General features: G+C 40.5%; 15 protein-coding genes and 1 pseudogene. 11 read left to right on the top strand and 5 right to left on the bottom strand.

Features of this window, described 5'->3' with window-relative positions; genetic code table 11:
• Window positions 1–22 precede the first annotated feature (22 nt).
• Both ACU8V8_RS00445 and ACU8V8_RS00450 read right to left on the bottom strand, forming a co-directional pair.
• On the bottom strand, window positions 23–247 hold the full coding sequence (locus tag ACU8V8_RS00445; RefSeq protein WP_421960504.1) for a hypothetical protein: 225 nt from the start codon (window positions 245–247) through the stop codon (window positions 23–25).
• A 211-nt stretch (window positions 248–458) separates the two neighbouring features.
• Complete coding sequence (locus tag ACU8V8_RS00450) at window positions 459–2,975, bottom strand: EAL domain-containing protein (protein ID WP_446888451.1); 2,517 nt, start codon at window positions 2,973–2,975, stop codon at window positions 459–461.
• Window positions 2,976–3,137: 162 nt separating this feature from the next.
• Between ACU8V8_RS00450 and queA the strand changes: the two genes are divergently transcribed.
• The 8 genes and pseudogenes from queA (at window position 3,138) to ACU8V8_RS00490 (ending at window position 12,179) form a co-directional block, all read left to right on the top strand.
• Entirely contained in the window at window positions 3,138–4,169 is a 1,032-nt protein-coding gene (gene queA / locus ACU8V8_RS00455; RefSeq protein ID WP_446888452.1) for a tRNA preQ1(34) S-adenosylmethionine ribosyltransferase-isomerase QueA, read from the top strand.
• Between the two features lie 185 nt (window positions 4,170–4,354).
• Entirely contained in the window at window positions 4,355–5,482 is a 1,128-nt protein-coding gene (tgt, locus tag ACU8V8_RS00460) for a tRNA guanosine(34) transglycosylase Tgt (protein ID WP_446888453.1), read from the top strand.
• A gap of 28 nt (window positions 5,483–5,510) precedes the next feature.
• A complete protein-coding gene (gene yajC / locus ACU8V8_RS00465) occupies window positions 5,511–5,849 on the top strand; it encodes a preprotein translocase subunit YajC (RefSeq protein WP_087533343.1) in 339 nt (112 codons plus the stop codon).
• Window positions 5,850–5,871: 22 nt separating this feature from the next.
• Window positions 5,872–7,732, top strand: a pseudogene (secD, locus tag ACU8V8_RS00470) (protein translocase subunit SecD).
• Window positions 7,733–7,741: 9 nt separating this feature from the next.
• The gene (gene secF / locus ACU8V8_RS00475) at window positions 7,742–8,689 is read left to right on the top strand and encodes a protein translocase subunit SecF (protein ID WP_446889557.1); all 948 of its coding nucleotides are present in this window, start codon (window positions 7,742–7,744) and stop codon (window positions 8,687–8,689) included.
• Between the two features lie 227 nt (window positions 8,690–8,916).
• On the top strand, window positions 8,917–9,447 hold the full coding sequence (locus ACU8V8_RS00480) for a hypothetical protein (protein WP_446888454.1): 531 nt from the start codon (window positions 8,917–8,919) through the stop codon (window positions 9,445–9,447).
• Between the two features lie 74 nt (window positions 9,448–9,521).
• Window positions 9,522–11,303 (top strand): EAL domain-containing protein, encoded by a 1,782-nt coding sequence (locus tag ACU8V8_RS00485; RefSeq protein WP_446889558.1) that lies wholly within the window; start codon window positions 9,522–9,524, stop codon window positions 11,301–11,303.
• A 63-nt stretch (window positions 11,304–11,366) separates the two neighbouring features.
• The gene (locus tag ACU8V8_RS00490) at window positions 11,367–12,179 is read left to right on the top strand and encodes a substrate-binding periplasmic protein (protein WP_446888455.1); all 813 of its coding nucleotides are present in this window, start codon (window positions 11,367–11,369) and stop codon (window positions 12,177–12,179) included.
• A 6-nt stretch (window positions 12,180–12,185) separates the two neighbouring features.
• Here the strand turns inward: ACU8V8_RS00490 and ACU8V8_RS00495 are convergent, their stop codons facing one another.
• Window positions 12,186–13,259 (bottom strand): hypothetical protein, encoded by a 1,074-nt coding sequence (locus ACU8V8_RS00495; RefSeq protein ID WP_446888456.1) that lies wholly within the window; start codon window positions 13,257–13,259, stop codon window positions 12,186–12,188.
• Between the two features lie 17 nt (window positions 13,260–13,276).
• Window positions 13,277–16,096: an excinuclease ABC subunit UvrA gene (gene uvrA, locus ACU8V8_RS00500; RefSeq protein ID WP_446888457.1), complete on the bottom strand. Its 2,820-nt coding sequence runs from the start codon at window positions 16,094–16,096 to the stop codon at window positions 13,277–13,279.
• Window positions 16,097–16,261: 165 nt separating this feature from the next.
• Here uvrA and ACU8V8_RS00505 point away from each other — a divergent pair, with 165 nt between their 5' ends.
• Window positions 16,262–17,629, top strand: coding sequence for an MFS transporter (locus ACU8V8_RS00505; RefSeq protein WP_446888458.1), 1,368 nt, complete (start codon window positions 16,262–16,264; stop codon window positions 17,627–17,629).
• A 20-nt stretch (window positions 17,630–17,649) separates the two neighbouring features.
• Complete coding sequence (ssb, locus tag ACU8V8_RS00510; protein ID WP_446888459.1) at window positions 17,650–18,384, top strand: single-stranded DNA-binding protein; 735 nt, start codon at window positions 17,650–17,652, stop codon at window positions 18,382–18,384.
• 165 nt (window positions 18,385–18,549) lie between these two features.
• Here the strand turns inward: ssb and ACU8V8_RS00515 are convergent, their stop codons facing one another.
• Window positions 18,550–18,780 carry a helix-turn-helix domain-containing protein gene (locus tag ACU8V8_RS00515; RefSeq protein WP_446888460.1) on the bottom strand — a complete coding sequence of 77 codons (231 nt, stop codon included), beginning with the start codon at window positions 18,778–18,780 and terminating at the stop codon, window positions 18,550–18,552.
• Window positions 18,781–18,884: 104 nt separating this feature from the next.
• On the opposite strand from ACU8V8_RS00515, the gene ACU8V8_RS00520 reads away from it, so the two are divergent.
• Complete coding sequence (locus ACU8V8_RS00520; RefSeq protein WP_446888461.1) at window positions 18,885–19,415, top strand: hypothetical protein; 531 nt, start codon at window positions 18,885–18,887, stop codon at window positions 19,413–19,415.
• Window positions 19,416–20,228: the final 813 nt, after the last annotated feature.

Raw genomic sequence — 20,228 nt, forward strand, 5'->3', positions numbered from 1 at the left:
TCCCTGACCAAAAAGCAGCCTATCACAAAGGCTGCTTTTCATTATGCCCTTCATACTCAAACTGCTTATTAAATGGGGTAATATCAGGTAAAAATAATAAATACACCCATACCACTAAATTAAAGTAGGGCACTAAGCCTAGGCAAGTAAATGTAGTAACAGGGTAGCCTTTTAAACAAGCATAGCGGTAGCATTGATAAGTTATCCCTAAATTTACCAATAGCAGTAGTACGATCAATTGCGTCATAATTTAACTCCTTAAATTCGACAATACCACTAACGAAATGTTAATCGCTCAGTAGTATGTTCTAGCTAATTAGTGATGTCATGTAAATTTTTGTTTATCATTGTAAAAACAAGACATTTAATAACATCGTGTACAAAGTATAGATGAGTTACAGCTAGATGGAAGTAAAAAAAGGTAGAATTACGTAGGAATGTGTGTTTTTTCAGCTAGGTTATTGTTCGTAAAAAGTTTTGTTTTTAGATATTTTTTCAAGCTCATTTTTTATTTTTTCTACCGGTACAGGACGTGAAATAAAGTAGCCTTGTCCGTAATCAACACCAATTTCTTTTAGTGCTAAAAATATTTCTTCATTTTCAACATATTCCGCTACTGAGCGTTTATCTAAAGAGCGGCTAATATCATTAATTGCTTTTACTAAGGCTAAATCAATAGGATCATTAAGCATATCACGAACAAACGAGCCATCAATTTTTACGTGTTGTGCAGGGAGTTGTTTAAGATAATTAAAGGTACTAAAGCCTGTACCAAAATCGTCAATTGAAAAGTGACAGCCAAGGCGGTTCAGTTTTTCTATCATAGCTCTTGTTGCTGTTAGGTTGTTTATGCTGGCTGACTCTGTTATTTCAAAAATCACCCGAGTTGCTGGTAAATTGAATTTCTCAAGAGTGGATTCTATATGGGGCAGTAACCGCTCATCTAAAAATGACTGAGCAGATAAGTTAATCGCAATTTGATTGAGTTCAGGATTAGCGGCGATAGCTGCAATAGCGTTACGAATAACGCACTGATCCATTAAGTAGGTATCGTTTAATAATTCAAGAGACGGTATAAATTGGTTTGGATAAATCAATTCATCATCAAGCTTTAATCTCAGGAGTGTTTCAAAGTAAGCCACTTCGGCTTTTTTGAAGTCCCAGATTGGTTGGTAATGTAGTTCAACTTGATCCTGCTGAAGTGCTTGGCGGATGCTATGGCCCCACTCAAGCCCAGCTTGTAGTGTATTATGGCTAGCGTCGTCTTTAGAGTAGCAATGAACTAAATTGCGGCCTAAGTTTTTGGCAATATATAAGGCGATATCCGCTTGCTTTAAACACTCGCTTGGGTCGTGATTGGCTGCAGTTATTTGTGTTAAACCAATAGAGCAGCTAATCGAGTAAATTTGTTCTTCCGATTTGAATTGATGGCTTTCAATTGCCATACAAATACTTTCAGCAACCAAATGGGCGTCTAACAAGTTAATGTCTTTTAAGATAACTGCAAACTCGTCACCACCAATTCGACAAACAAGGTGTTCATCACTAATATTAGCTGTAAACAACTGAGCGACTTCTTTTAAAACAATGTCGCCTTGTTGATGGCCTTTACTGTCGTTGATAATTTTAAAATGGTCTAAATCAATGTAAATCAGTGCATGCTCTACATCAGTATAGGTATTGCTTGTTTGGCAAATACGATTTAGCTGTTGATCAAAGTAATATCGATTATGTAAACCGGTTAAAGTGTCATGCAAAGCGAGATGTCGTAATTGTAGTTCGGCTTGTTTACGCTCATGAATATTATCAATGGTTGCAGTGATAGTTGCAGCGCTACTGCTATTTTTTATTAGTTGTAAGCGACACTCAACCCATATTGCACGGCCATCTTTGTGGATGATCTGAATTTCAACTTTTTGTTGTTCTATCCCGTCTTTTAATATCGTGCTGATTGTACTTAACAGTTTTACTTTGCATTCATCAACACAAAAATCAGTGAGTGATTTAGTTAAGGTGTGTTTAATGCCAAAGCCGCTGAGAGACTCCCATGCTGGGTTGATAAAGCGGATAAGCCCTTGCTGATCAAACTCAAGCACGACGGTATTTAAGTGTAGTAAAATGCGCTGGTGCGCAGAAAACAGTTCTTTATATCGGCTTTGGCTTTGACTTAATTGTTCAACCTTTTGCGCGAACTCTGCATAGCTCACCATAAAATCTTCACGGCGCGCGGCATGGTCGCATACTTTACTTAAAAAAGACTGTTCGTAAGGGGCGCGTATAAAATCGGTAACACCAGACAGAAGCAATTGCTCAGTGTAATCAGCATCGTTTGTTTCAATAATGGTTACGATGGCTTGCTTAGAATTGTGTTGTAATATCTCTTTGACTAGTTCATTGGCAGGTCCAGCAAGATCTGCAGTTGCATCCAGCAACACAATAGAAAAGTCTTGCTGTAAATAAGTGGCTAATGCTTGTTTGTTGGTTGTAGCGCGATTACAAGCAAAATTTAGCGCTAACGTTTGCTCGATTTCAGTCGCTTTTACATCGTCAACTTCTACTAACAGTAAGTTTAAGCGACTACTTTTTTCTAGGTGCGTAGAGAGTACGTTGGCTAACACTTGTGGCAGCATGTCTTGGCGTTCAAACGGCAGTACGGCATCAATACCGTAACTGCGGGCAGTTGTTTCGGCTATGCGTTCACAGTAAATCGGGGGAGTAAGCAAAATAGGCGTATTTTTTTTAGTTTTTAACAGCCCTGAACGTATCATCCGAGAAAAGCGCCAGCCATCGATTTTACCTACATCAAGGCCTGTGATAACTACATCGACCGCTTGGTGCTTTAAAATCTCTAACGCTTGCTGTGTATCGCTAACTTCAATGAACGTGAATACATTAAGTTTAGTAAGAGTTGACCTAATAGTCTGACGCTCAGTCATACTGGCGTTTAAAATCAGCAACTTTAGCTGCTTAGCCATGAAGTCATTACCTCTTATTAACCCATGCTTAATTCAATAGATTAGGATAATGCCATTTGTCCCGAATCACAAGAAAACATTAGCGTGCCATGAAACTTAGTTGAGCAATGAGTTTGATACAGTTAAACTTGGCGCGACTTTTTTGATCTGGATATATTTAATATGCGCGTTGCTGACTTTAGCTTTGATCTCCCTGATGAATTGATTGCTCGTTTTCCAAAAGAGGATAGAACAAGCAGTCGTTTACTTACACTAGATGGCCCATCAGGTGCACTTGAACACAAAGTATTTAGCGATATTTTAGCGCTAGTAAACGAAAATGACTTATTAGTATTTAATAACACTAAAGTAATTCCAGCGCGTATGTATGGGCAAAAAGAATCAGGTGGTAAGGTTGAAGTTTTAGTTGAACGTGTGCTTGATGAACACAGAGTGCTTGCTCATGTACGCGCAAGTAAATCACCTAAAGAGGGCTCGACTCTGACACTTGAAGGCAAAGCACAAGCAACTATGATTGGCCGCCAAGGTGAGCTGTTTGAACTAGAATTCACCGATAGCCAAAATGTATTAGAAATTTTAAACGATATTGGCCATATGCCACTACCGCCTTACATCGACCGCCCAGATACAGACGATGACCGTAAGCGTTACCAAACCGTTTATGGTGAAAAGCCTGGTGCAGTGGCTGCGCCCACGGCAGGACTCCATTTTGACGACAACTTAATGGCCGCGCTTAAAGAAAAAGGCGTTAATATGGCTTTTGTGACGTTACATGTAGGTGCGGGGACTTTCCAACCTGTACGTGTTGACTCTGTAGATGATCACATTATGCACTCTGAATACATTGAAGTGTCTGATGAAGTGGTTGCTTTGGTGGCTAAAACAAAAGCCAATGGCGGACGAGTAATTGCAGTAGGTACCACGTCGGTTCGTTCTTTAGAGTCAGCCGCAAAAATTCACGGCGGTGAGCTAGCTAGTTACTTTGGTGATACCGATATCTTTATTTATCCGGGTTATCAATTCAACGTGGTTGATGCCATGGTTACTAACTTTCACTTGTCAGAATCAACCCTTATTATGTTGGTGAGTGCATTTTCTGGGCAAGATAACATCATGAGTGCGTATCAAACAGCGATAGAACAAAAGTACCGCTTTTTTAGCTACGGTGATGCAATGTTTTTGACCCGCAAATAAATATGACTGAAACGGCAACAGACCCCAGCAAAATGCTGGGGTTTTTTACTTTTAATCTGGGCTTTTATCCCAATTAATAGTAATGCCATAGTAACTAATGGTAGAATCGAGCGGTTAAATTATAGCTTGTTGGTGTTATTCACCTGCATCAGTAGTTGGACTGTTTTTCCGACATTGAGGACGATATGAAATTTGAATTAGACCGTACTGACGGTAAAGCGCGCCGCGGCCGCTTGATTTTTGAACGAGGTGTTGTAGAAACACCTGCATTTATGCCTGTTGGCACCTACGGTACTGTAAAAGGCATGACCCCAGATGAAGTTAAAGATACTGGCGCGCAAATTTGCTTAGGCAATACTTTTCACCTAATGCTGCGCCCTGGCACTGAAATCATCAAACAGCATGGTGACTTACATGACTTTATGAACTGGGATCGTCCTATTCTAACTGATTCAGGCGGCTTCCAAGTGTTTAGTCTTGGTGCAATGCGTAAAATTTCTGAAGAAGGCGTATTGTTTAGCTCACCAGTAAACGGTGAGAAAATCATGCTTTCTCCTGAAAAAGCAATGCAAGTGCAGCGCGATTTAGGCTCAGACATCGTGATGATTTTTGACGAATGTACGCCATACCCAGCCACTGAAAAAGAAGCAAAAGATTCAATGGAGCTATCACTTCGTTGGGCTAAGCGTTCGAAAGAAGGTCACGGTGATAACCCATCAGCTTTATTTGGTATTATTCAAGGTGGTATGTATCCTGAGCTTCGTGCGCAGTCACAAAAAGGCCTTGAAGAAATAGGTTTTGATGGCTATGCGTTAGGTGGTTTATCTGTAGGTGAGCCAAAAAACGAAATGATCAATATTCTTGATCACTGTGCGTATAAGATGCCAGAGAACAAACCGCGTTACTTAATGGGCGTAGGTAAACCTGAAGACTTAGTTGAAGCTGTACGCCGTGGTATTGATATGTTTGACTGTGTTATGCCAACGCGAAATGCGCGTAATGGTCACTTATTTGTGACTGGCGGCATTGTTAAAATCCGTAACGCAGTGCATAAAACAGATACCGGCCCACTTGATCCTGAGTGTGATTGCCATACATGTAAAAACTATTCTCGTGCATACTTACATCACCTTGATAAATGTAATGAAATTTTAGGTGCGCGACTAAACACAATCCATAACTTACGTTATTATCAGCGTGTGATGGAAGGCCTACGCAACGCAATAAGCGAAGGCAAATTAGATGAATTTGTAAATGATTTTTATGCTCGCCGTGGCCAAGAAGTGCCAGAGCTTGCGGATATAAACGATTAAATTTTATAAAAATTAAAGAGGAAGTGTTATGAGTTTATTTATTTCAAACGCCCACGCAAGTGCGGCTGGTGCAGCCCCCGCAGGCGGCGGTTACGAAATGCTAATCATGTTGGCTATTTTTGGTTTAGTATTTTACTTTTTGATCTACCGCCCACAAGCTAAGCGCGTAAAAGAGCATAAAAGCTTAATGAGCTCGATGGCAAAAGGTGATGAAGTACTTACCCAAGGTGGTTTAGTAGGAAAAATTGTAAAAATCGCAGAAGACAAAGACTTCATCGTTATTGCATTAAACGATCAAACAGAAGTGACTGTACAAAAATCTGCTATTTCTGCAGTACTGCCTAAAGGCACAATGAAGTCGCTATAATTAGAATAATAAGGACAGACACGTGTTAAACAAGTTTCCATTATGGAAGTATTTACTTGTTATCGCTGTGATAGCTATCGGCCTTTTATATGCTTCACCAAACCTGTATGGCCGCGATCCGGCCATACAGGTTTCTGGCGCAAAAGGTGCTGATGTTGAACTCAGTGTATTAGATACAGTAAATGGCATCCTCAAAGATAACAAGGTAACAGTGAAATCTACAAAACTTGAAAATGGGCAAATTTTAGTTCGTTTCAAAAATGTAGAAGAACAACTTAAAGCGCAAGATTTACTGCGTAATTCACTGGGCGAAGATTACATCTCAGCCATTAATATGGCCCCGGCGCAACCTCATTGGCTGAAAAGCCTTGGTGGTAACCCAATGAAGTTGGGCTTGGATTTAAGTGGTGGTGTTCACTTTACGATGGAAATCGACATGGTGACAGCCGTTGATAACGCGCTGGAACAGATGGAGCAAGACTATAAAAGTGACCTACGTGGTGAAAAACTTCGTTATCGCTCAATTCGCCGTGTCGCTAATAGCGAGCGTATGCGAGTTGAAATGCGCAGCGAAGAAGATAAAGATGCCGCTGAACGTTTTCTACAGTCTCGCTACCCGTTACATACCTTCATTGATGATAGCTCAAACGATAACGCCTTTTATGCCAACCTTAGCGATTTAAAGCTAAAAGAAATTCGCGATTACGCTATCAAGCAAAACGAAACTATTATTCGTAACCGTATCAACCAAATTGGTGTTGCAGAGCCAAACGTACAGCGTCAAGGTGCTGAACGTATTATTGTGCAATTGCCTGGCGTACAAGATACAGCCCGCGCGAAAGAAATACTTGGTGCAACAGCAACCCTTGAGTTTCGTGAGGTGGATGAAAATGCTGATCCAACAGCAGCAGCGCAAGGGCGTATTCCTGCCGGCACAGAAATGATCATGAGCCGTGACGGTTACCCTGTAGTGCTTAAAAAGCGCATTATTCTTGAAGGTAGCCACATTACAGGTGCACAATCAGGTGCTGATGAATATCAGCGTCCGCAAGTGAGTATTAGCCTTGATAGCAAAGGCGGCGCTAAAATGAATGCGTTCACTAAGCGTGCCATTGGTAAACGTATGGCAACGGTATTTATCGAATACAAGCCATCAGGTAAAAAAGATGCCAACGGTAAAGCGCTTCCACCAATTAAGGTTGAAGAAGTTATTAACGTAGCCACAATTCAAGCTCGTCTTGACCGTTCATTCCGTATAACAGGGATTGATAACCCAGCTGAAGCCCATAACTTAAGTTTACTCCTTCGTGCTGGTGCACTTGTTGCGCCAATTCAAATAGTTGAAGAGCGTACAGTAGGCCCAAGTCTAGGACAGGAAAATATCGAAGCAGGTATGACCGCCGTTGCTCTTGGCTTCTTATTTGTACTGATATTTATGCTGGTTTATTACAAAGGTTTTGGCATGGTGGCAAACATTGCTCTTGCAGCGAACCTTGTGTTGATCATTGGTGTGATGTCGTTAATTCCAGGCGCTACACTAACGCTACCAGGTATTGCCGGTATTGTATTAACCGTCGGTATGGCAGTTGATGCCAATGTACTTATCTTTGAGCGTATTCGTGAAGAAACTTGCTGATGGACGTAGTCCGCAACAAGCAGTTCATCATGGTTACGACAGTGCATTTAGTACTATTTTTGATGCAAATGTTACGACTTTAATTGCAGCTATTATCTTATTTGCTGTGGGTACCGGTCCAATTGCAGGCTTTGCCGTAACATTAGCGATTGGTATTTTGACCTCAATGTTTACAGCCATTGTTGGCACGCGTGCCGTGATCAACTTATTTATCGGCGGTAAACGTGTCGATAAGCTGTCAATTTAAGGAGCGATGATGCAAATTTTAAAATTAGGCGGCAGAACGTTACAGTTCATGTCGTTACGAAAAGTTGCAATGGGTATCTCAACGCTACTTATTTTAGCTTCATTAGCTTCTATTTTTGTAAAGGGCTTAAACTTTGGTTTGGACTTTACTGGTGGTACGGCCGTTGAAGTAGGTTTTTCACAGCCAGCGGACTTAAAAAAAGTACGTGCGGTCCTCGCTGAAAACAACTTTGCTGACGCATCGGTACAGTTATTTGGTTCTAGCCAAGAGATATTAGTGCGTTTAGCACCGCGTGGCGATGACGTAAAAGCTGAAGTAATTGGTAACCAAGTTATTGCAGCATTAAAACAAGCTGATGACAGTGTGGTAATGCGTCGTATTGAATTTGTTGGCCCAAGTGTAGGTGAGGACCTAAAAGAGCAGGGTGGCCTAGCCATGTTAACTGCACTTATCTGTATCTTGATTTACGTTGCATTTCGTTTTGAGTGGCGTTTTGCATTGGGGGCAGTTTCAGCGCTAATGCATGACGTTATTATTACTTTAGGATTGTTCTCAGTACTTGGTTTGGAGTTTGATTTAACCATTCTTGCTGCAATACTTGCAGTAATAGGCTATTCACTTAACGATACTATTGTTGTATCTGACCGTATTCGTGAGAACTTCCGCAAGGTACGTATCGACGATACGATTGAGATCATCGACATCTCGTTGACGCAAACACTTAACCGTACATTGGTTACATCAATTACCACTATTTTGGTATTGATAGCACTGTTTGTATGGGGTGGGCAAACAATTCACGGTTTTGCCACTGCATTATTATTTGGTGTGTTTATTGGTACGTATTCATCAATATATGTTGCCAGTGCAGTAGCGATAGCAATGGGTGTGAGTAAAGAAGACTTAATCCCAGAAGTGATAGAAAAAGAAGGTGCCGATTTAGATCCAATGCCTTAGATATTGTTCTAAGCAGCAGAACTGAATGTACGTTTAAAAACCGCTCTTTGAGCGGTTTTTTTATTGCAGGAACAGGCTGTAGCCGTGATTGTCTTTAAGCTTTGGGTTATGTGTAAAAGTTCATCGGCGCTAAAGCGCGCTCCTACGAATTTAAGTATTACTGTTTCTAGAACGTGATTTTTCATATAATGAGCATTATTCTTTGTTTTCATACAAGTAACCACTTTATGCTTAAATCACTTCTTCTCGCCAGCCTTTTAATCATGCTCAGTGCATGTGGTGACAATACTGAATCGACACACTCTGAGCAACACGATGAGGCAGTGCAATTAACTTTGCTTGAGCAATATCGTAACCAAGCAGCATATGTATTAGGTATTATTAATACCAATAATGATGCGAATAAATTACAAAAAGAGTCAGCGAAACTAGTGATATTGTCACAATCATTATTGAAAGATCTCACTGTTGAAGTTCCGCAATGTACACACTATTTAGCTAGCTTAAATGCTGCTGCCGCAGACATGACGAGTTTACCAGTTGAAAAAATTGCAAGTGATTACTTACTTGGTAAAAAGTTACCTAGCTTCGAACAACCTATTTGCTACCACATTAAAGAGCTACTTGTTCATGGAGCCATGGTGCAAGCTATTGCTCATAAAGGGCTTAACAACAGCGTGGAATATAAAACGGTTGAGCTTGATATGATTGAAGCCATGGCTCACTTTGAGCAAGTTGAAGCTGAACTGGCGGATTAGACATATAACTGTCATATTTAGTTGCTACTTTAACCGCCTATAAATAATAACTGTCGGTTTGGTGCTAGGTGAGTATTCAGCGAATTACATTAGAAAATATATTACATAACAGTGATATAACAACCTTATTCCAACCGATTTTTGATATTTATAATAAACATATATTAGGTTATGAGGCATTAAGTCGCGGACCCCAAAATAGCCTGTTAGAAATGCCGAACGAGCTTTTTAACGCGGCGATTAGTTACGATAAGATTTCAGAGTTAGAGCTATTATGTCGTTCAAAAGCCATTGAAAACTTTGTGAAATTAAACTTGCAAGGTAAATTGTTCTTGAATGTTAGCCCCAAAACACTCCTTGACCCATGTCACCCTAAAGGTGAAACCTTACACCTTATTGAGCACTTTGGCCTTACAGCAAGCCGGGTTGTTATTGAAGTCACCGAGCAAGAAAAAGTAGATGATGGCTTTTTATTATTAAAAACAATTGCACACTATCGTAAGCTTGGCTTTTCTATCGCCATCGATGATTTAGGAGCGGGTTACTCGGGTTTAAAACAGTGGTCTGAGTTATGCCCTGACTTTGTAAAAATAGACCGCTACTTTATTGATCATTGTGATCAAAGTGTGGTGAAGAAAGAGTTTTTAAAATCGATTATCGAACTTGCTAAAGTGACTAATACAGAAGTCATTGCTGAGGGCATAGAGCGCATTGAAGAGCTATATTTGTTAGAAAGCTTGGGCATAATAAATGCTCAGGGGTTTTTACTCGAGCGGCCAAACAGAAAACCAAGTGCAGAATTTAAAAGCCCGCAATTAGAGCAGCTAAATTTCACACCTTTAAGTAATCAGCTTGAACAATCAATGGCCATAGGCTGGTTGGCCGTTGAGCAAGCAGCCATTATGAGTGAAACACGTTGTAAAGATGCTCATAAAATATTTGAACAAGATAAAACGATAATCAGTATCGCTGTATTAAACGAGCAACAGCAGCCTATAGGCCTATTACATAAAGACCAGCTGACAGAAGTATTTGCCGCACCTTATGGGCATGCACTTTATGATAAACAGCCTGTCACGGCGTTAATGCATAAGCAACCATTAATTGTAGATGAAAACCAGTTACTTGATACGGTAAGCCAACAAATTACTGAGAATGACTTTGATATTCGTCGTCATATCGTTATTACTCGAGAAGAACGGTATTTAGGCCTAGCACCATTGCGCGATATTTTAAAGCACATTACCGATGAAAAAATTCGTCATGCGCAGCATGCAAATCCACTCACGATGTTACCGGGTAATGTGGCAATAAATGAAGCTATCGAACACCGCTTACGCGGTAAAAATGGTTTCTCTCTTGCGTATATAGACTTAAATCACTTTAAGCAATTTAATGACCTTTATGGTTATGCCAGCGGCGATAGTGTGATCAAGTTACTGGCCGATGTCACAGTGCAAGCATGCGCTAATATCCCTAGTTTTGTTGGTCACATAGGAGGGGATGACTTTATGGTGGTATTTGACAGTGATGAAGCCGCTCTCGTGTGTAATTACATAATTAATGATTTTGAAGTCAAAGCTCGTGCATTTTTTACCCCTGAGCATATCGCCAGTGGTGGCTATTGGGCAAGTAATCGCGAAGGGCAAAAGCAGTTTGTGCCGTTACTTACTTTATCAATAGGTTTGGTAGAGCCTGATTTAGCTCTATGTAACAACAGTCATCAAGTGGCTGCGCTTGCAACTGACGCTAAAAAAGAAGCAAAACGATACCGAGAAAGTCATTTATTTGTTTGTAAGCGCCGAAGTCCTGCACCTGCCGTTGTTAGACTTAATCCGGATAAGCACGCTTTATAACTTTATACTTGAGTAATTACTCATCAGCGTGTAGTTTAGAAAAAACACTCTTTATTAGTTCTAATGAAACGAGCCTTTTTTTATTTTCCCATACACGCGGTATTGTTTTATTGCGCTACGCTGACTGCACAAACCATTAATGTAGCTCAAGAGCCGAGAGCACAATATAAGCGTGATGAATACTTAAGTATCTTGTTAGAGCAAGCCCTTAGAGCGGCACAGTACCCAGCTAAAATTAATCACGTGATTGTACATCCACATCAACAACGTGCTTTGATCGGTTTAGAAGATAATAATGTCGATTTATACTGGAGTATGACCAGCCCAGAACGAGAAACACTGGCCATAGCAATAAAAATCCCACTTTATCGCGGTTATATTGGTAAACGTGCACTTGTGACTAATCGCCAGCTGCTACCATTATATGAAAAAATCAGCACCATTGAACAACTCGAACAGCTAAGTGCAGCTCAAGGACATGATTGGCCAGATACAAAAATTTTGGCCCATAACGGTCTAACAGTTAGGCCTCTTGCGAATTACGAGGCAATGTTTGCTTTGACTGCCAAAGGTAAAATAGAGTACTTTCCTCGTTCATTTATTGAGGTAACGTCAGAGCTTAATGAGGTTGATAATCCTGACTTAGCGATTGTGCCTAACCTGTTTATTAGCTACCCAGCTGCATTTTATTATTTTGTGTCAAAAGAAAAGCCAGAGCTTGCCAGTGCGATTGAAAAGGGGTTAATCAAATTAGAGCAAACAGGGGAGTTTAGGACGCTATTCGAGAGCTATTTTTTGCAGGATTTAGAATCTCTCCCTTATGACGTAACGAAAACAACCGAGCTTGAATTAGTAAACCCTTATTTTGAGCATTAATAGTGTTTATTTAACGGGTTTTATCCCTGGTGAATCACATGCTTTTACAATAAAGCTATAACTATATGGTTCTGTGTTATCTAGCGTTATTTCTACGAACTCATAATCATTTAATTCTACAGTTTTGCTATTTTTAGCTTTAGCACAGCGTGAGAAAGTGTCAGCTTCAAAATGATAAGCAAAGCTTGCAATAAGCCATTTACTGCGTTCAAAATACCCTTTAGTCTCAAAAAAGTGAGTCATATTTTCTGCAGTACTACCATCTCCCTCAACATCGACTGCAATCTTAGAAGGTTCGTCCGAGAGGCTCTCTTGGCTATTATTTTCCATTGGTTTTAGTCGCTCATTTAACTCTTTTAGTGCCTGTTCGTTTTCCCCGCTCGACTCTGCAGCGAGAGCTTGGCCAGTTTCTGCGCCGTTGGAAAAGCTACTGACTATTTCGTCAAACACTTGTTCAGTTGGTTTTTCATCGATAAATGAAATGAGGTTGACAATAACGACACTTGCTAAGGAAAAGCGCAGTAGTGCGGTTAATAACGGAGAGTAACTCTGACTGATGAATTTAACGCGATCAGAGCCAAATGGTTTAATTACTAATAATGCAATGATATAAAAAGGTAATATCAGTTGTAGCAGTAGCAAAGTGCCCAGCGTAATCCCTAATGCCCAAGGTGGTAAATAGAGTAAAGTTGCAAAATTATGGCTGTAATTAAAGTGTGCTGCAGAGACTTGAGTGACTTCGTTAACGATTCCACTTGCACTGGCTAACACAAAGTTGGCAATAATAGCGTAAAAAAGTAGTATTAAGGCTTTACCGGCCAGTGAATGCCACAATTGTATAAATTTAGGCCAAAACTCTACGACTAACGCAATAATGGTTAATAAACTTGCAAGTGCTGCAGATTGCAGTAAGACCAGGCTAATAAGGGCAAGTAAGTACAGCTTTTGGGCTGCACTTAAATTAAACCAGATACTTTGTATGCGTTTTATTAGACGTGCTTTATGAGGCTTAAAGTTTGCGTTATGTTGCTTTAACTGCCTGTTTGCACGCCATTTTGCTACTTTAAAGTATCGTAACATTCCTTGTCCTTCATGGTTTAAAGTAGAGCTTTTAGATAGTGCCCGGTATGTGAACGCTCACATTTTGCCACTTCTTCAGGTGTGCCTGCGATTAAAATTTCACCACCGCCAGCACCGCCTTCAGGGCCTAAATCGACAATCCAGTCTGCGGTTTTGATCACATCAAGATTGTGCTCAATCACCACAATGGTATTACCGTGGTCACGTAAGCGATGCAATACAACTAATAGCTGCTCGATGTCGGCAAAGTGCAAGCCTGTAGTCGGTTCATCAAGAATATACAGGGTTTTACCGGTATCACGCTTAGACAGCTCACGAGCTAGTTTTACACGCTGTGCTTCACCCCCAGAGAGTGTTGTAGCAGCTTGGCCTAGGCGAATATAAGAGAGCCCAACATCCATTAAGGTTTTTAGCTTACGTGCAATTGCAGGTATTTTATCAAAATAGTCGTGGGCATCTTCCACTGTCATTTCAAGCACTTGGTGAATATTTTTACCTTTGTACTGTACTTCTAAGGTTTCACGGTTATAACGCTGGCCTTTACATACATCACAGGGTACATAAACATCAGGTAAAAAGTGCATTTCGACTTTGATAACGCCATCACCTTGGCAGGCTTCACAGCGTCCACCTTTAACGTTAAAGCTAAAGCGACCCACTTTATAACCCCGTGAGCGGGCTTCTTGAGTGCCGGCAAATAACTCACGAATACCGGTAAATATACCGGTATAAGTTGCAGGGTTTGAACGCGGTGTGCGGCCAATGGGGCTTTGATCAATATCGATTACTTTATCAAAGTATTCAAGCCCTTTAATTTCTTTATAAGGGGCGGCTTCTGCGGTGGTTGCACCATTTAGCTCGGTATGAGCTAATTTGAATAAGGTGTCGTTAATAAGGGTTGATTTACCTGAGCCAGACACCCCAGTAATACAGGTCATCAAGCCAAATGGGATCTGTAAGTCGACATTTTTTAGGTTATTACCTGTAGCGCCAAATAACTCAAGCCATTTATCATTGATCAGATGGCGCTCTTTAGGTACTTCAATTTTACGCTTGCCCGACAAAAACTGCCCTGTGACAGATTTTTCGCTGGCTAAAATGTCATCACGGGTACCTTGTGCAATGACATAACCACCGTGCACGCCAGCACCTGGGCCAATATCAATGATATGATCGGCGGCGCGGATTGCATCTTCATCATGCTCTACCACAATCACGGTATTACCTAAATCGCGTAGATGAATCAGTGTTTGTAATAAGCGGTCGTTATCACGTTGATGCAGGCCAATAGATGGCTCATCAAGCACGTACATAACACCCACAAGGCCTGCGCCAATTTGGCTGGCTAAGCGAATTCGCTGCGCTTCACCGCCAGAAAGTGTATCGGCGCTGCGCTCTAATGATAGATAGTTCAAACCCACGTTAATCAAAAATGATAAACGATCGCGTATTTCTTTTAGTATTTTTTCTGCTATTTGGCCACGTTGCCCAGTTAAAGTAAGCTCTGCAAAAAAGTCCATCGCTTCGCCAATACTCATTGACGTAATATCTGGTAAGTTTGTTTGGCCGATAAACACGCTACGAGCTTCTTGGCGTAATCGTGAACCTTTACAGCTTGGGCAAGCTTGGCTGGTTTGGTATTTTGCCAGTTCTTCACGCACTGAATTAGATTCAGTTTCGCGGTAACGGCGATTCATATTATTGAGCACACCTTCAAACTCGTGGTTACGAGTAATTAAGTCACCTCGGTCATTGCGATAATTAAAAGCAATTTTAGTGCTGCCAGAGCCTTCTAAAATAACCTTTTTAGCGTCATTACTGAGCTCTTGAAAAGGTACTTCTAAATCAAATTTATAATGCTCGGCAACGGCTTGTAGCATTTGGAAATAGTAAAAGCTGCGTTTGTCCCAGCCTTTAATGGCACCACCGGATAAACTAAGCTCTGGGTTTTGAATAACACGGTTAGGGTCAAAATACTGCCTTACGCCTAATCCATCACAGCTTTGACATGCGCCTGCAGGGTTGTTGAATGAGAACAAGCGAGGCTCAAGTTCGGTCATGGCGTAGCCACATGTCGGACAGGCAAAGTTTGCTGATAACAATAGCTCTTCGCTGCCGTCGTTATCCATAGAAGCAATTGTTGCAACACCTGACGACAACTCTAGGGCTGTTTCGAAAGATTCAGCAAGGCGTTGCTGTAAGCCGTCTTTGACTTTAAAACGGTCGACCACAACTTCAATGGTGTGTTTTTTATGTAACTCTAAGGTTGGTGGATCAGATAAGTCACACACTTCACCATCAATACGAGCACGGATATAACCTTGGCTCGCTAACTGCTCGAGCAATTTTACATGTTCGCCTTTACGTTCTTTCACTACTGGTGCAAGCATCATCAGCTTGCTGCCTTCAGGGAATGCTAAAACAGTGTCGACCATTTGGCTCACCGTTTGTGCAGCAAGAGGTAAATCGTGAGTAGGGCAGCGTGGCTCACCAACGCGAGCAAATAATAAGCGCAGGTAATCGTAAATTTCGGTAATGGTTCCTACAGTAGAGCGAGGGTTATGAGAGGTCGACTTTTGCTCTATGGAGATTGCAGGGGAAAGACCTTCAATATGATCAACATCAGGCTTTTCCATGAGTGATAAAAATTGTCTTGCGTAAGCTGATAAAGATTCTACATACCGGCGTTGCCCTTCTGCATATAAGGTATCAAATGCTAAAGACGACTTACCAGAACCAGATAGACCGGTGATAACTATTAATTTATCACGGGGAATGGTTAGGCTGATGTCTTTTAAATTGTGCGTGCGGGCGCCTCGGACTTCAATGTTTTCCATGCTATCTCGTTTCATTACCAAATGTATTTACTGAGTATCTCATAATACGCAACAAGATTAATCCTTGATCAATGAAAAAATCATCGCTTTAGGGCGATTATTTCTTATTAAGCTTGTGGTAGAATCCCTGCTCGAATTCTAATAGACAGCAAGAACACGGGAATCATGACAGCTTCTTCACTCAACTCTCGAGAAAAACGCGCCGCAGTATCACTGGCCAGCGTGTTTGCATTTCGTATGCTTGGCTTATTTATGCTGATGCCCGTATTGGCGATTTATGGCCAAGAGCTTTCAGGTTTTTCACCGCTATGGATAGGTATCGCGATTGGCGCTTATGGTTTAACGCAAGCTATATTGCAAATCCCTATGGGCTGGCTGTCTGATAAAATAGGCCGTAAAAAAGTGATAATTGCTGGCCTAAGTGTATTTGCTTTAGGCTCAGTAATCGCCGCCACTGCAGACTCAATGCAAATGGTTACGTTAGGACGGGCCTTACAAGGTATGGGGGCAATAGCAAGCTCTCTATTAGCATTTGCTTCTGATTTAAGTCGAGATGAACAAAGACCAAAAGTAATGGCTGTCATAGGTATGAGTATCGGTATGAGCTTTGCTTTTGCTATGCTACTTGGGCCAATGGTCGCTGCTTCTTGGGGGATTGCCGGTATATTTTGGTTAACAGCTGCACTGGCAATATTAGGTATGTTTATCGTGCTATTTTTAGTACCAAAAGCAGTTAATAAGGCTCCTCGTGGTGATACGCTAGCAAGCTTTAGTGACATAAAAAAATTGGTGAAACACCCGCAATTAGCACGTTTAGATATCGGTGTTATGTTGCTGCACCTAACGCTTACAACTATTTTTGTCGCTTTACCAGGGCAGCTTATTGCTAAAGGTTTGGCTGCAGAAGCACATTGGCAAGTGTATATTCCGGTATTAATACTGGCCTTTTTACTGATGGCACCGGTGATGATCATTGCTATCCGTAAAGAAAAAGAAAAGCAGGCTTTTTTAGGCTCTGTTGCTATATTGGTACTAAGCATGGTAGCACTTGCAGCAGGTGTTAATTCAGTTATAGGTATGGCGCTGTGTATGCTCGCTTACTTTGTTGCTTTTAACTTTTTAGAAGCCACTATGCCAGCACTGGTATCGCGTTTAGCACCGGCTAACCAAAAAGGCTCGGCGATGGGCGTATTTTCGTCAGGACAATTTTTTGGTGCATTTTTAGGTGGTATTTTAGGGGGTTACGTTGCGCAATCGACAAGCCCGCAAGCAGTGTTTGCCGCGGCTGCACTTGTTGGGGTAATATGGCTTATCCTTGCTTGGCAAATGCAAGTCCCGCCTAGAAGTAAAATGATTAGCTTAATGACAGAATTAAGTTCAGAGCAGCAAGCACAAGCGCTTGCCTCTAAATTAGTTGCTTTACCAGGTGTATTAGAAGCAACTGTAGTGTGCGAAGAAAATCGCAGCTATTTAAAGATTAATGATAAAGAATTTGACCTAGACCAAGCCCGTAAAGTGGCTGGTTTAAGCTAACGTAAATAGGAGAAAGGTCCATGGCACGCGGTGTTAATAAAGTAATCTTGGTTGGTAATTTAGGTCAAGATCCAGAAGTACGTTATATGCCTAATGGCAATGGTGTAGCAAACATTACTTTAGCTACTTCAGATAGCTACAAAGATAAAAACACCGGCCAAATGGTCGATAAAACTGAATGGCATCGCGTGGTGTTTTTTGGCAAGTTAGCTGAAATCGTGGGTGAATACTGCCGTAAAGGTTCGCAAATTTACGTTGAAGGCAAACTTCAAACACGTAAGTGGACTGATCAACAAGGCCAAGAAAAATACACCACAGAAATCGTTGTAGATGGCTTTACTGGTCAAATGCAAATGTTAGGTGCCCGTGGTGGCGACCAACAAGGTGGTGGTTACCAAGGCGGCCAACAACAGTCGCAAAGCCAAGGTGGTCAATCACAAGGCGGTTATGGTCAACAGCAAAGCGCACCACAACAAGGTGGCGGTTATGGTCAACAGCAAAGTGCACCGCAACAAAGTAGTGGTTACGGCCAACAGCAAAGTGCGCCACAGCAAGCTCCAGCGGCACGCCAGCAACCAGCAGCTGCACCTCAGCAAAATAATCAATATCAATCAGGTGGCGGTTATAACCAGCAACAAAGCAGCAATGCACCACAGCAAGGTGGATTTGCTCCTAAACCGCAAAATGCACCACAAGGCGGCGCATCAAACCCAATGGAACCACCTATTGATTTTGATGACGACATCCCTTTTTAGCCCGTACTAAAGGGGTGGTTTTGTAAAGATTTGCTAAGTAATACAGTAAAATCAATGTATAAGAATAAAAGTTTACATAACTATTGAAATAGTTTGTAAACTTTTTTTATATGATATTTTAACTTTTACACATACTAAGAGTTCTGTTAATTTTTAATGTAGTTTTTAACTATTTCTCACAGTTGATATTAGCGGGAAAATATCTGTTGATTCACAATCCAGCAGCTGGATAATTTCATATATCCTCTCACATGAAATTGCTATAGATCCTGACTCTATTCTACTAATATAACTTTGTTCAACATTTAAATGGTGTGCTAGCTCAGCTTGACTCCAATCTTTTTTTAAACGAGCTAGCTTTATGTTTTTACCTATGATTTTGATTACTGGCCGCATCTAGCTTTGATCCGAATACTAAATATTAAATGATCACATATTGTTATAGAACGTCATATGTATTATCATGCATTAAATATGTACTAAATTGCATGGTGAGGGTTGTGGATTTAAGTTTTGAGTCATTTTTTGACACTGTTATTAGTATGAGTAACTTAGATAAGTTTACTCCCAGAGAAATTAGTATTGGTTTTTGCTGTTTTGCTAGGGTCGAGCATTTCACAATTCCAGAAATACAAAAAAAAGTATCACGTCATTTAATTAAGTTGACTAAGAAAGGCTTGCTAAACGAGTTGGCAACATTAGACGATGGTACAAAGGAATACGTGAAGACTGCTTTATTCCATAGCGGACATGCAGAATCATTTACCACAGCCAAATTGAAAATTCAGTTTATGAAAGATTGTAAGTGGCAAGAAAATATCTGTCGCTCTGAGATGTTATCGTGTGACGGTGCTTTAGAAAGATACGCAAATCTATATGGAAATTGTAAGCAGTTAAAAGAAACAATGAAACCAGCTTGTGATCTATTACATAACAGGCGTGCATTTCTTCGAAAAAAGGCTGACTTGATAATTCAGCTACATGACTTGTATGACAAAGAGGTTAATGAGGTACTTAAATCTGGTTATTAGCTAAACACTTTTGGATGAATTAGTATGAAACTTTATAGTTGTCCGCTAATTATAAAGTCAGTTTCCCTTTGTAATCATATAACGAGAAGTGAAAGGGATTTTATGTGCTGAGGTGTCGTAACAAGTTGAGGGCTCAGGTGGGTTCTATATTAAATGATTTTTACTAATGATTTAAATTAAAAATTTTCATAAAGTTGGAGGTTATAAATTAAGCAGTGAAGCTATACTTTAAAGCATATATTTTGCTTAATTAATTCTCTACCTTGGGTTGAGCCAATCACTGAACCAGGAATTTGGTCATTAAATTGTATATGCGTTCACTAACCAGTCATTCCAATTTTTCAAATCAGCAAAGTGCTTCACACTAATCGTAGATAACCTTGTGATCTCAACTGTGCTTTCTGAGAGCAGTTTATACAAGCGAGTACGACTATTAGAAATTAACTTTCTTTTGTCGTATTCAAGGTTTTCGCTATTAAATCAATATCGCAATCTATCGAGTTGGCAAATATTAGTTGCGACGCCGGTATGTATGAAATTAATCACTTCTTGAGGGCGCGATTTTATTATAGCTCATGCATTTGATATGACTTCCATGAAGCCATAGTGACTAAGTTTAGATTTACGTTTTTTCATTTTTTACTTGCCTTACATGTGGCTACTCTATGACTCAACTCTTGGCTCAAACTTTAAAATTTCAATAAGTATATTGTTTTTGAAAAAGAAATTATCGGAAGTGATAGGGAGTTTTATTTTTCTAAATTTAATTACCTTATTGATTTCATTTGAAAAAAATAATATTCCTGCTTTTTT

The sequence above is a fragment of the Pseudoalteromonas sp. SaAl2 genome, from assembly GCF_052947895.1.